The sequence below is a fragment of the Klebsiella sp. CB_Kp196 genome, assembly GCF_040061575.1.
GTDB lineage: Bacteria > Pseudomonadota > Gammaproteobacteria > Enterobacterales > Enterobacteriaceae > Klebsiella > Klebsiella michiganensis.
This window is the reverse complement of the sequence record NZ_JBEAFH010000002.1, coordinates 20877-34104: the sequence shown is the minus strand read 5'-3', so window position 1 is coordinate 34104 and position 13228 is coordinate 20877. Positions and strand designations below refer to the sequence as shown.

The window sequence follows — 13228 nt, the reverse complement described above, 5'->3', positions numbered from 1 at the left end:
GTATCCTGATCCTGAAAAATGCCACCGCCGCGCAGATCTATCCGGCGAAAGTGTGGGAGAACGTCGATATCGCCATTGAGAGCGATAAAATTCTCGCTGTCGGCCCCGGCCTGTGCCAGCGCTATCCGCAGGCGCAGGTGAAAGAGATGCGCGGGCAGCTGGTGATGCCCGGCATGGTCTGCTCCCACAATCACTTTTATTCCGGCCTGTCCCGGGGGATTCAGGCCAATATCGCCCCCAGCCCGGACTTTATCTCCACGCTGAAAAACCTGTGGTGGCGCCTTGACCGGGCGCTGGATGAAGAGTCGCTCTACTACAGCGGGCTGATCTGCGCCATGGAGGCCGTGCGCAGCGGCTGCACGGCGGTTGTCGATCATCATGCGTCGCCCCACTATATCGCGGGCTCCCTGAGCCAGCTGCGCAACGCCTTCCTCAAAATCGGGCTGCGCGGGATGACCTGCTTCGAAACCACCGACCGTAACTTTGGCAGCCGCGAGCTGCGCGACAGCGTTGAGGAGAACATTCGCTTCGCCAGAGAGATCGACGCCGCGCGCGAAAAGGGCGACCAGCCTTATCTGGTCGAGGCCCATATCGGCGCCCATGCGCCGTTCACCGTTCCGGATGAGGGTCTGGCGATGCTGCGCGAAGCGCTAAAAGCCACCGGCCGCGGCCTGCATATCCACGCGGCGGAAGACCGCTACGATGTCTCTCACAGCCATCACCTTTACGGTAAGGACCTGCTGGTGCGGCTGGCGGAGTTCGACCTTATCAACAGTAAGACGCTGATTGCCCACGGCCTGTACATCTCCGATGCCGACGTCGAGCTGCTGAACGCGCAGGACGGCTTCCTGGTGCACAACGCCCGCTCCAACATGAACAACCACGTCGGCTACAACCCCCGCCTGCCGCAGATGCGCAATCTAGCGCTCGGCACCGACGGCATCGGTTCCGACATGTTCGAGGAGATGAAGTTTGCCTTCTTTAAACACCGCGACGCCGGCGGGCCGCTGTGGCCGGACAGCTTCGCGAAGGCGCTGAGCAACGGCAATGAACTGTTGAATCGCAACTTCAACGCCCGCTTTGGCCGCCTTGAGGCGGGCTATAAAGCGGACCTCACCATTTGCGACTACATGGCGCCGACGCCGCTTATCGCGGAAAACATCGCCGGACATATCGCCTTCGGCCTGGGGGCAAACAGCGTGCGCAGCGTCATGGTGAACGGCGTGATGATCTACGAGGATCGCCAGTTCAGCTTCGACTGCGGGCCGATATTCCGCGAAGCGCAGAAAGTGGCGAAAAAAATGTGGGCGCGAATGGATGCGCTCCCCGCGTAGCCCGCATAAAAACGCTAAACCGGCCTGGCAGGCCGGTTTTTTTTGCTGACAGAACGCGGGCGTATGAAATTGCCCGGCAGCTTCCGCGCCGCCGGACGCAAGGTTTACAGCGACAGCAGCGCGGCGGTGGCGATATTGCGCTGCTTTTGCAGCGCGCTGAGCTGCTCTTCGGTCATGATACTCAGCGCCGCCGTCGGGCAGACATCAACGCAGGCGGGGCCGCGCTCCCGGGTGCCGCAAAGATCGCACTTAACGATAACCGGCGTCACACCGGCCTCTACCTCAATGGTAATCGCCCCAAACGGGCAGGCGACCACGCAGCTCTGGCAGCCAATGCAGCGCCCGCCGTCGGCCTCCACTTTCTCCGCCCCCATGCTCAGCGCCCCGGTCGGGCAGGCGCCCACGCAGGGCGCATTCTCGCACTGATGACACATCACCGGCACGCTAAGCTCGTCGAGGCGCATCACCTTCAGGCGAGGATGAAACTCCGCCCCCGGCGCCACGTGTTCCAGCGCACAGGCTACCTCACAGGTCCTGCAGCCGATGCAGGCCTGCGAACTGGCAACGATAAAACGAGTCATATCTCCTCCCAGGCCGTGAATTGCATCAACATCTCGCTGGCCGCCTGCCGCCCGGCAACCATGGCGGTGACCACCAGGTCCGCGCCGGTCACGGCATCGCCGCCGGCAAAGATTTTGTCATGGCTGGTTTGCGTCGTTCCGCGCCCTTTGCCGCCGGTCACTATCTGCCCCCAGCGGTCCAGCTTTATCCCGTGGCCGCGCAGCCACGGCATCTCGTGAGCCTGAAAGCCAAACGCCATAATGAGCACATCGGCTTTAAGTTCAAACCCGGAATCCGGGATCGGCTGCGGCCGGCGGCGGCCGTCCGGGCCCGGCTCGCCCATCTTCGTGCGGATCATCTCCACCGCGCAGACCTGCCCCTTGCGGTTGAGCTGAATGCGCTGCGGCTGCACGTTAAACTCAAATTTCACCCCCTCCTCCCGCGCGTTCACCACCTCTTTTTTCGACCCGGGCATGCTCAGCTCATCGCGACGGTAGGCGCAGGTCACGCTCGCTGCGCCGCGGCGAACGGCGGTGCGCAGGCAGTCCATCGCCGTATCTCCCCCGCCAAGCACTACCACCCGTTTCCCCTTAATATCGGTCAGCGGATACTCAGGGCTCTCTTCGAGCCCCATCACCTCGCGGGTGCTGGCAATCAGGAACGGCAGGGCCTGAATCACGCCGGGGGCGTTCTCTCCCTCCAGGCCGGCGGCCATCAGACCGTAGGTGCCCACGCCAAGGAAGACGGCGTCATAGTTTTTCACCAGATCGGCAAAAGCCACGTCGCGCCCCACCTCCTGGTTGAGATGAAAATTGACGCCCATGGCGCTAAAAATGTCGCGTCGCTTCTCAAGCACGTTTTTATCCAGCTTGAACGGCGGAATACCGAAGGTCAGCAGGCCGCCGATTTCCGGATGGCGATCGAACACGTCAACGTGCACGCCCGCGCGCACGAGAATATCGGCGCAGCCCAGTCCGGCGGGCCCGGCGCCAATCACCGCCACCCGTTCCGGGCGCGGGGCCACTTTGCCGATTGTCGGTCGCCAGCCCATCGCCAGGGCGGTATCGGTGATATAGCGCTCAAGGTTGCCAATGGCGACCGAGCCGCCTTCGTTCTTTAAGGTGCAGGCCCCTTCGCACAGCCTGTCCTGCGGACAGACGCGGCCGCAAATCTCCGGCAGGGAGCTGCTCTGATGGCACAGCTCCGCCGCCTCGATAATCTTGCCCTCGCTCACCAGGCGGATGAAATCGGGAATATGATTATGTAAAGGACAGGTCCAGTTGCACCACGCTTTCTGCGCGCAGTAGAGACAGCGTTCGCTCTCATACTCCGCATCGCACTCGCTCAGCGGCTGATAGATTTCGCCGAAGTGCTGCATGCGATCATCGGCGGGCACTTTTTTCGCGCCCACCCGCGGAGGTTTATTGAGTATCGCGCTGCGTCTGGCGCCGCGAACGGCGCCCAGCGGGGTTTCCAGCGTGGAGCGAATCTGCCGCGCGCTACGCAGCCGGTTAACGGCGGCCTCATCCATCAGTTGCAGCGCCTGGGTTGGACAGCTGGCCACGCACGCCTGCTGACCGGAAGGATGCTGGCTGCAAAGATCGCATTTCTGCGCCAGCTGCGGCGCGTCGTCATCGTTGGCCACCATCTCAATGGCCCCAAAGGGACAGGCGATGACGCAGTTTTTACAGCCGATGCACAGCGCCTCTGTAAACTGAACGCTGTCGTTCGCCACGCGCAGCGCCTGGGTCGGACAGGAGCCGACGCAGGGGGCGTCGTTGCAGTGGCGGCAGGTCGTCGCGCTGCTGGCGTGGCGGTGGAAGAACACCCGAATGCGCGGCAGAAAGTCGCTGCGCTGCCGGGGCCAGCTGTCCTGGCGATGAGAGGTGACGCAGGCCACTTCACAGGCGTGGCAGCCAATACAGTTTGCAGAATCGGCAACAATAAATTTATTCATTTGCTTCCCTTTATTATTCCAGGACTCACCGGGAAGCAATGCAATAATCAGGCGCTTTTGTTCAGGGTATTCATATGGTGCTTATTTTTGCGAGCCGTCTCAAAAAAACAGCCCCACTCCCGCTAAGCGGCGCGATATATATCCGCTCTCGCTGAACAAAAATTATTCTCCGCGCTCAGGGTTTAATCATGTTGATAATTCAACGTATCGCGCGTGATACCAAAATGAGACGCTCCCTGTCTCAATGTGATAGCACGCGTTTATTCACCAAGAGATTTATTTGAGAAGTTTCGCAGCGCGTCGATATTCCCGCCTTTTTCTCGTGAGTTATTTCACACAATTCTCCTTCAATTCTCCAGGTGCTTATTTTTGGCACAGCTTACGCATATTACTTCTCGTGCGCGCAACACGCTGATGAACGCATCGGCTCAGGGAGGCAGCGGCCTTCGAATCGTAACTTCGGCTCTGTTCATGTTTATACAGAGTGAAGTCGTACAGGAGATAACAACTTCATGAAAGATATCGCCAATTCCGCCTCACAAAACGGGAGCTCGACCGCACCGGTCGATGAAATATTACCCGTTACGCAAATGATTCTTTATGGGCTACAGCACGTGCTGGTGATGTACGCGGGCGCCGTGGCGGTTCCGCTCGTTGTGGGTAATGCGGTAGGGCTCCCGCCGGAGCACATTATTTTACTGATCAGCGCCGACCTGTTTATCTGCGGCGCGGCCACCATCGTGCAGTCGCTGGGGGTCGGTAAGTGGCTCGGCTGTCGGCTGCCGCTTATCCAGGGCTGTACCTTCGCCGCGCTGATCCCGATGGTGTTGATCGGTAAGGAGTACGGGATCGGCGGTATTTCCGGGGCGGTGATCGTGTCCGGTATTTTTATCCTCTGCTGCGCGCCGTGGATTAGCAAGCTCATCCGCTTCTTTCCCAAGGTGGTGATGGGCAGCATCGTCACGCTTATCGGCATGTCTATTATGCCGGTGGCAGGCGGGTGGATTGGCGGCGGGAGCAGCGAAATGAGCGGCTTTGGCGCCCCCTTCTCGCTGCTGATGGCGGCAATCACGCTGGTGATTATTCTCAATATTTACACCTTTGCCTCCGGCGTCGTGAAAAACACGTCGGTGCTGATCGGTCTTATCATCGGCACCGTACTCTGGAGCTGCTTTAAGCCTCTCGACTTTAGCCTCGTCCACGCCACCCCCTGGCTCCATCTGCCGACCCTGATGCCCTTCGCCAAACCTGAATTTCATATTATTCCCGTCGCCCTGCTGTCGATGGTGATGGTGGTGGTGATGGTGGAAACCATGTCCTCGATGATGGCGACCGGGGATATCGTCGGGAAAAAGGTGGACGCGAAGATGCTGCGCAACGGCCTCAACACCTGCGGTATCGCGACCACTATCTGCGGCTTCTTCAATCTGTTTCCCTACGCCGCCTTCGCGCAGAACGTCGGCCTGATCGGTTTAACCGGGGTGCGCAGCCGTTTTGTGGTGTCGGTCTCCGGCATCATTCTGATTCTGATGGGCGTGTTCTCGAGGATGGCGGCGCTGGTGGTGCTGATACCGAAACCGATCCTCGGCGGCGCGGGCATTGTCATGTTCGGTATGGTGGCGGTGTCCGGTATTCGTACCCTGGGACAGGTCAACTACCGCAACAATAATAACGGTATGGTGGTGGCATTAACGCTCGGCCTCGGCATGATGCCGGTGCTGGTGCCCAATCTGTTTACCCAGTTTCCGCCGATGGTTCAGCTGTTTCTGCACAGCGGGATTACGATTGGCACCCTGACGGCTATCGTCGCCAACCTCACCCTCAACGGCAGCGTGCCATTCCGCGTTAACCACGAAACGCCGGTCCCCGATCCGGCCCCGCCAAGCTCGGCGGCGCGCAACATGGCCGTCAGAACCGTCAGAATGTGGCTCCTGCTGCGCAAAGTTCAGAAGGAGAGACAGCCTGAAGAAGCGCAGGAGGGGTAATGATGCTCACCAGACTCCTGTTTGCCTTGATCACCCTGCTGCTGCTGGCGATTCCCGTCGTGCAGCAGGGTATCGCGCAGGGCCTGAACGGCCGTTTTAGCTATGCCCTGCTGTTCTAAGTTTAAGGACCACTGCTATGAAAAGAGTCACGACCGTCTGCCCCTACTGCGCCTCCGGCTGCAAAATGCAGCTCACGGTAGAAGAGGGAAAAATTACCCGCGCCGACGCTGCGATGGGGAAAAATAATCAGGGCACCCTGTGCCTGAAGGGCTACTACGGCTGGGATTTTATTGACGACCCGCAGATCCTCACGCCGCGCCTGAAAACGCCGATGATCCGCCGCCAGCGCGGCGGTAAGCTGGAGTCCGTCTCCTGGGAGGAAGCGCTCGATTACGTGGCAAACCGCCTCAGCGACATAAAAGCGAAGTACGGGCCGGATGCGATTCAGACCACCGGCTCTTCGCGCGCCACCGGCAATGAAACCAACTACATCATGCAAAAATTTGCGCGCGCCGTTATTGGTACCAATAACGTCGACTGCTGCGCACGCGTCTGACACGGCCCTTCGGTTGCAGGTCTGCACCAGTCGGTCGGCAACGGCGCGATGAGTAATGCCATCACCGAGATCGATAATACCGATCTGGTGTTTATTTTCGGCTATAACCCGGCGGATTCGCACCCGATCGTGGCGAATCACATCCTCAATGCCAAACGCAACGGGGCCAAAATCATCGTCTGCGATCCGCGTAAAATCGAAACCGCGCGCATCGCCGACCTGCATCTGGCTCTGAAAAACGGCTCCAACATTGCGCTGCTCAACGCCATCGGGCAGGTGATTATCGAAGAAGATCTCTACGATAAATCCTTCGTCGCCGGGCGTTCCGAAGGCTTCGAAGCGTATCGCAACATCGTCGAAGGCTATACGCCGGAGTCGGTGGAAGCCATCACCGGCATCAGCGCCAGGCAGATTCGCGAATGCGCGCGGCTGTACGCCAGCGCCGGAAACGCCATGATTCTGTGGGGGATGGGCGTAACCCAGTTCTGGCAGGGCGTCGAAACGGTGCGTTCCCTGACCAGCCTGGCGATCCTCACCGGGAATCTGGGGAAACCGCACGTCGGCGTCAATCCGGTGCGCGGCCAGAACAACGTCCAGGGCGCCTGCGATATGGGCGCGCTGCCGGACACCTATCCCGGCTATCAGTACGTGAAATCCCCGGAAAACCGGGAGAAGTTCGCCAACGCCTGGGGCGTTGAGAGCCTGCCGGAGAACCCTGGCTATCGCATCAGCGAGCTGCCGCACCGCGTGGCGCACGGCGAAGTGCGGGCGGCGTACATTATGGGGGAAGATCCGCTCCAGACCGACGCCGAGCTTTCCGCCGTACGTCAGGCCTTCGAAGAGATGGAGCTGGTTATTGTCCAGGATATCTTTATGACCAAAACCGCCGCGGCGGCCGATGTGATTCTGCCCTCGACCTCGTGGGGCGAGCATGAGGGCGTCTATACCGCAGCGGACCGCGGCTTCCAGCGCTTTTTCAAGGCGGTGGAGCCGAAGTGGGATCTGAAGACCGACTGGCAAATCATCTGCGAAATCGCCACCCGGATGGGGTATCCAATGAAGTACGACAACACGCAGCAGATCTGGGATGAACTCCGCCATCTGTGCCCCAACTTCTTCGGCGCGACCTACGAGAAGATGGGAGAACTGGGCTACGTGCAGTGGCCGTGCCGCGACGAGTCGGAGGCGGACCAGGGCACTTCGTATCTGTTTGCGGAACGGTTCTCCACGCCGAACGGGCTGGCGCAGTTCTTCACCTGCGAATGGCAGGCGCCGGTCGATAAGCTGAGCGATGCCTATCCGCTGGTGCTCTCCACGGTGCGCGAAGTGGGCCACTACTCCTGCCGTTCGATGACCGGCAACTGTGCGGCGCTGGCCAAACTGGCGGACGAACCGGGCTACATCCAGATCAACACCGCCGACGCCAAACGGCTCGGCATTGAGGACGAAGAGCTGGTGTGGGTTAACTCGCGCAAAGGCAAGGTGATTTCCCGGGCGAAAATCAGCGACAGGCCGAATAAAGGGGCGGTCTACATGACCTATCAGTGGTGGATTGGCGCCTGCAACGAGCTGGTCACCGAGAATCTCAGCCCGATAACCAAAACCCCGGAGTACAAGTACTGCGCCGTTAACGTTGAGCGTATTGCCGATCAGCGCGCCGCCGAACGGTACGTCAGTGAGGAATACAGCCAGTTGAAAGCCCGTCTGCGCGAAAGCGCCGCGGGGTAAAAAATATCGCCCCGGCGCTGTGCGCCCCGGGGCGATATTGTCTTTTCTTCTTCCCTGCGCTAGCGCTAACCGACGGCGGCCAGATCTTTGCGGCAGCGGCGCGCGACCTCAAGATACTGCTGCGGAGTGTCAACATCCCAGTGAATCCCCTGATTCGCCACGGGGATAACGCGCGCCGCCATCTGACCGATAACGTCCCGCAGGGTGGCCCCTTGCGGCGCGCGACGAATCAGAGAAATCGCCCGCTGGGGCAGAAGAACCGGATGGCCTTTACCGCGATCGTAGGCCGGTATAATGCAGCTCCCGGCGTCGGCGTTGGCCCACAGCCGGCGGTAGACGCCCGGCGTGACCTCCGGCATATCGCCCAGCGCCAGAAAGAAGCGCGAAGCGCGAATATGGCCTACCCCGCACTGAATAGAAGAGAACATGCCGTCCTGATATTGCGGGTTAAAGACCACCTCAACGCCCGGATGATCCCGATAGCACGCGGCCAGTTCGTCGCCGCGAAACCCCGTCACCAGCACCACCCGATCGCAGAAGGCCAGGGCGCTGGCAAGGGCGCTATCGAGAATCGTTCCCTCGCCCCACGGCATCATCATTTTCCATTTGCCCATCCGGCTGGAGAGCCCGGCGGCCAGCATAACGCACTGTTTATCCATTTTTTTGCTCATCGTCATCCTCCCCCTGAAGCCGAATACAACGCCGCCGTCGGCTGGCGACGGCGGCGCTTGCGGCGATCAGGATTTCAGCACCGCTTTAATCGAGGTAATGATCGGCTGATATCCCGTACAGCGGCAGATATTCCCCTCCAGCGCCTCTTTCAGCTCATCGTCGCTGGGGGCCGGGTTGGCATCCAGCAGCGCCTTGGCGCTCATCAACACGCCGGGCGTGCAGAAGCCGCACTGAACGCCGCCGTGACGAATAAAGGCGTTCTGCAATTTTTTACCGACCGGATCGTGATGCAGCGCTTCGACGGTAGTGACCTCCGCCCCGCTGCACTGGGCGGCCAGCAGCAGGCAGGAGCAGACGGATTTGCCGTCCATAATCACGGTGCAGGCTCCGCACTCGCCCACCGAGCAGCCCTCTTTGGTGCCGGTGAGCTTCAGCTCCTCGCGCAGAAAATCGATCAGGCGGACATTGTCTTTCACATCGCGGGCAATGCGGATGCCATTCACTTTTAGCTCAATATGGTTCATGTTCATGGCTCCTTATTTTTTCTGCTCTGTCATAACTTCCTGCAGCATCTGCCGGAACATATCGATAAATACGGGGACTTTATAAGGCGCAGACCAGCGTCCGCCGATGGCTTTTTCTACCTTGTCGTGCAGTACCCCGGCCGCATAGTCAATGGCGGCGGCGTCTAACGCCTTCCCGGTGAGCGCCTGCTCAACCTCAGTCAACCGCTGCGGTTTGGCCATCAGCGCACCATCCACCAGACGGCACAGGCGAACCACGCCCTTATCGACCATAAACTGCCCGGTTAAGCTCTGGCGCGTAATGTTCAACGCATTGCGCCGGCCAAGCTGCAGATAGCGATTGATCAGCGGCTGCTGCGTCGGCGCCGGCAGGATAAAGCGGACAACCAGCTCATCTGGCTCAAGAAGGGTGCGATAGCCGCCCATGACAAATTCGCTGACCGGCATCCGGCGCGTTCCGCGCGCGCTGCGCAGCTCTACTTCCGCATCGTAGATAATGAGCGGCGGCATGGAGTCCGCGCACGGGGCGGCGTTGACGATATTGCCGCCGATCGTTGCCCGGTTGCGCAGCTGCAGGGAGCCGACGGTTTTACAGGCCGTAACCAGTAGCGGATAGCGCTGCTGAATCAACGGATGCTTAACCAGGTCGGTAAAGCAGACGCCGGAGCCAATGGAGATCCCGCCCTCAACGTCAAAAATCTCTTTCAGCTCCGCCAGTCCGGCAATGTTGACGAGCGGCACCTCGCCGGACAGCATCCGGGCCTGCACCAGCACATCGGTGCCACCGGCAATAGGCATTGCCCCCTTCTCGGCCATCAGCGTCAGGGCCTCTTTCAGGGTTTGCGGGACGCTCAGCGATAGGGTGTTGAGGCGGTGAACCTGTTTCTTATCGCCAGACTCCAGCATCTGCTCGCTCTGGCGCTCCGGCTTCTTGAGGTTATAACCCAGGCGAACCTGCTCGAGGGTCAGCGGCAGGATCCGGTTGGGGCGGTCGATGGCGAAGCTCACCGCGTTATTGAGAGCCGCAGCGCCCAGTTCAAGTACCGGTTCGCCGATAACTTTCGCCCCCATCGGGCCCGCTTTATCGTAGTTTTCCACCGCAATGATATCGATGTGCGGCATATCCTTGATGGTCGGCAGCAGATAGGTATCGAAGTTTTCCGATTTCACCACGCCGTGCTCGGTGTTGAAATCCTCCAGCATGCCGTAGCCGATCATCCCCTGCAGCACGCCGCCGTAGACCTGGCCGCTAAAACCAACCGGGTTAATGACTTTACCGACATCGTGGGTGGCGACGACGTTATTGACGGTGATTTTGCCGGTGCGCATATCCACCGCCACGTCGGCCAGCTGGCAGCCGTACACCCAGGTGAAATAGGGGCTGCCGCAGCCCTTCTCTTCATCCCAGTGAATATTCGGCGCCACGTGCCAGCCGTAGGCGGAGAGGTTTGCCCCGGTAGCCCGGGTCATATCGCACACCTGCTGGAAGCTGAGGCTCAGCTCCGGGCTGTGGCGGTTGAACACTTTGCCATTTTGCCAGGCGATATCGTCGATGCTCTGCGCTTTCAGCGTTTCCCTGACGGCGTCCGCCATGCGTTGTTTAATTTTGTTCGCCGCGCTCAGAATCGCCTGCCCGCCCATCAGGGTACCGCGCGAAGCGACCGTTGAGCCGCCGTCGGCGATCATCGCGGTGGCCGGTTCGCTAAACATCACCCGGTCGAGCCCAATACCAAAGGCTTCCGCCGCCAGCAGCGACATGGTGGTCTGCAGCCCTTGCCCGTTCTCGGATACCGAGGTGGAGATGTTCACGCTGGCGTCGGCATTCACCTGAATCAGCGCCGAGGACGCATCCAGCCCCTCGGCCCCCAGAGAGCAGCCGCGATGGCTCAGCGCGAAGCCAATCCCGTAGCGGATCGGGCCGTCTTCCGCGTTAAGCTTTTTGTAGTGCTCGCGTTTGGCCTCGTATTCGGCCTTGAGCAGCGTCTTCTCCAGCACCTCCTGCGCGGAGACGGTGTGCTCGCTGAAGACCTGCCCGGCCATGCTGGTATCGCCCTGCTTGAGAATATTGCGCAGGCGGAACTCAACGGGCGACAGGCCCAGTTCGCCCGCCACGTCATCCATCAGCGATTCGTTGGCGAAAATGACCTGCGGCGCGCCGTAGCCGCGATAGGCCGAGGTATAGTTGTTGTTGGTGTAAACGCCCACCAGATCGACGCGCACGTTAGGAATGTTGTAGGGGCCCGCCGCCTGCACGGAACTGCGCCAGGTGACAAACACCGTCTGGCCGCAGTAGCTGCCGCCATCGGCGATAATCTCGATTTTAATCGCCTGAATGCGCGCGTCGTCGTCCACGCCAATGCGGTATTTCATCTTATAAGGATGCCGCTTGTAGCTCTCGCGCATCGACTGTTCGCGGTTATAGGAGATCTTAACCGGCCGCCCGGTCAGGTGCACCAGCAGCGCCGCGCGGCAGGAGACGTTATCGATAATGTCATCTTTACCGCCGAAGGAGCCGCCGAGGACGGAGCGCTTAATGTTGACCTTCGCCTGGGGCAGGTCGAGATATTTGGCAATCACCGCCCGGGTGCGGTGAGCGTTCTGAATCGACCCTTCGATGGTCATGATCTGTTCATTATTGTCCAGGTAGGCGGTAATCGATTCCGGCTCAATATAGCCGTGCTCCTGGAACCCCACCTCATACTCACGTTCGAAGATATGGGTGGAGGCGGCAAAACCGGCATCGATATCGCCCTTCGCCGTGTGGTGGCGGTTGATGATATTGCTATCGAGTTCGCTGTGAATAAGGCGCGCCCCGGGCTTCATCGCCTCTTCCGGGGAGGTAATCGGCTCCCACGGGGTGTAGGTGATTTTGATTTTATCGACGGCGATGCAGGCTGCCTCGTAGGTTTCCGCCGCCACTACGGCAACCACGTCGCCGCGGTAGGCGATCTCCTTGTCGATAATTGGCGGATGATCGGGAACAATCGCTCCCAGCTTGCGCTGACCGGGGATATCGTTCCAGGTGGCAATACGCACGACGCCGGGCACTTTTTCCGCCTCCGACAGGTCGAGCGCATCGATGCGCCCGGCAGGAATATCCACGTAGCGACAAACGCCATACAGCATATTGTTCATAATAATGTCATCGCCGTAGACCGCTTTACCCGTCACCTTGGCGAGCCCGTCTACGCGGGGCACCTCACTGCCAACTAGCAATGTATCCATATTTTTCAGTCTCCACTCACAAAGAAAGATAACGGATTAAAGCAATGGCTATGCCACCTATAAATAAAGGGTTATTTCAGGCTGAGTTATGTGAGGCGTATCTAAAAATAGCGGCCGGTTAACGAATAAAAAGCGCATGAGGTCGCCGCTGATTATCAAAACGAGAGCATGAGTATCACTATGATAATTGGCGGTTCTCAATTGTGTTTCCAGGGTGACGCCAGCGGTGCATCCGCAGCTCCTGCCGCCGCCGGGCATTGAGCGCAACCGTCACCCTGCGGCAAAACGCGTATCGAGGTGATGAAGCTTTTTGACGCCCCCCGATTTCGAATAAAAAATAAAACAGACGCAATAATGAAATTTAAATTTCATAACCGAATGTGTTAACAAATGTGATATATATCATAATTTTAACAATTCATTTTCCTGACGCCGGGCTGCACACCCGTAAACAATCCTAAAAATTGCCATATATATCAATTAATTATAAAAATAGCCATTCTATACACAAGGCTGTTACACATAGCCCACAAAACCAAATCGAAATAAAACTTTCAAAATGTGATCTGTTTGTATTTTTATTTCACTTATAGCGGTAATAATCACCTCTCACTAAACGCACTCTGCCCGCCTTGATGGCGCTGCAGAAATCCTAACCCCCCGGAGGATGCAATGAAGGAAGTGAG

The 13228-nt window shown here is 59.0% G+C and carries 8 protein-coding genes; 3 read left to right on the top strand and 5 right to left on the bottom strand.

Features of this window, described 5'->3' with window-relative positions; translation table 11 throughout:
- Positions 1-2 precede the first annotated feature (2 nt).
- Positions 3-1334 carry a putative aminohydrolase SsnA gene (ssnA, locus tag ABLU87_RS01235; protein WP_162934476.1) on the top strand — a complete coding sequence of 444 codons (1332 nt, stop codon included), beginning with the start codon at positions 3-5 and terminating at the stop codon, positions 1332-1334.
- A gap of 104 nt (positions 1335-1438) precedes the next feature.
- Here the strand turns inward: ssnA and ABLU87_RS01230 are convergent, their stop codons facing one another.
- Positions 1439-1915 (bottom strand): 4Fe-4S dicluster domain-containing protein, encoded by a 477-nt coding sequence (locus ABLU87_RS01230; protein WP_014229768.1) that lies wholly within the window; start codon positions 1913-1915, stop codon positions 1439-1441.
- Entirely contained in the window at positions 1912-3852 is a 1941-nt protein-coding gene (gene ygfT / locus ABLU87_RS01225) for a formate-dependent uric acid utilization protein YgfT (protein WP_122117015.1), read from the bottom strand. Before ygfT ends, ABLU87_RS01230 begins: the two co-directional genes overlap by 4 nt.
- A gap of 512 nt (positions 3853-4364) precedes the next feature.
- Between ygfT and ABLU87_RS01220 the strand changes: the two genes are divergently transcribed.
- Positions 4365-5837, top strand: a complete 1473-nt coding sequence (locus ABLU87_RS01220; protein ID WP_032718844.1) for a nucleobase:cation symporter-2 family protein — start codon at positions 4365-4367, stop codon at positions 5835-5837.
- A 136-nt stretch (positions 5838-5973) separates the two neighbouring features.
- The gene (gene fdhF / locus ABLU87_RS01215) at positions 5974-8121 is read left to right on the top strand and encodes a formate dehydrogenase subunit alpha (protein WP_122117014.1); all 2148 of its coding nucleotides are present in this window, start codon (positions 5974-5976) and stop codon (positions 8119-8121) included.
- A gap of 65 nt (positions 8122-8186) precedes the next feature.
- On the opposite strand, the gene ABLU87_RS01210 is transcribed toward fdhF, so the two are convergent.
- The 3 genes from ABLU87_RS01210 to ABLU87_RS01200 all read right to left on the bottom strand — a co-directional run bounded on the left by ABLU87_RS01210 (position 8187) and on the right by ABLU87_RS01200 (position 12542).
- Positions 8187-8792: a CTP--molybdopterin cytidylyltransferase gene (locus ABLU87_RS01210; protein WP_014838779.1), complete on the bottom strand. Its 606-nt coding sequence runs from the start codon at positions 8790-8792 to the stop codon at positions 8187-8189.
- A gap of 66 nt (positions 8793-8858) precedes the next feature.
- Positions 8859-9317: a (2Fe-2S)-binding protein gene (locus tag ABLU87_RS01205; protein ID WP_025108437.1), complete on the bottom strand. Its 459-nt coding sequence runs from the start codon at positions 9315-9317 to the stop codon at positions 8859-8861.
- A gap of 12 nt (positions 9318-9329) precedes the next feature.
- Positions 9330-12542, bottom strand: coding sequence for a molybdopterin cofactor-binding domain-containing protein (locus ABLU87_RS01200; RefSeq protein WP_122117013.1), 3213 nt, complete (start codon positions 12540-12542; stop codon positions 9330-9332).
- Positions 12543-13228 lie beyond the last annotated feature (686 nt).

Coding starts and splice junctions, on each gene's coding strand:
- ABLU87_RS01210 (WP_014838779.1), bottom strand. CDS start 8,792: ATGAGCAAAAAAATGGATAAACAGTGCGTTATGCTGGCCGCCGGGCTC.
- ygfT (WP_122117015.1), bottom strand. CDS start 3,852: ATGAATAAATTTATTGTTGCCGATTCTGCAAACTGTATTGGCTGCCAC.
- ABLU87_RS01200 (WP_122117013.1), bottom strand. CDS start 12,542: ATGGATACATTGCTAGTTGGCAGTGAGGTGCCCCGCGTAGACGGGCTC.
- ABLU87_RS01220 (WP_032718844.1), top strand. CDS start 4,365: ATGAAAGATATCGCCAATTCCGCCTCACAAAACGGGAGCTCGACCGCA.
- ABLU87_RS01230 (WP_014229768.1), bottom strand. CDS start 1,915: ATGACTCGTTTTATCGTTGCCAGTTCGCAGGCCTGCATCGGCTGCAGG.
- ABLU87_RS01205 (WP_025108437.1), bottom strand. CDS start 9,317: ATGAACCATATTGAGCTAAAAGTGAATGGCATCCGCATTGCCCGCGAT.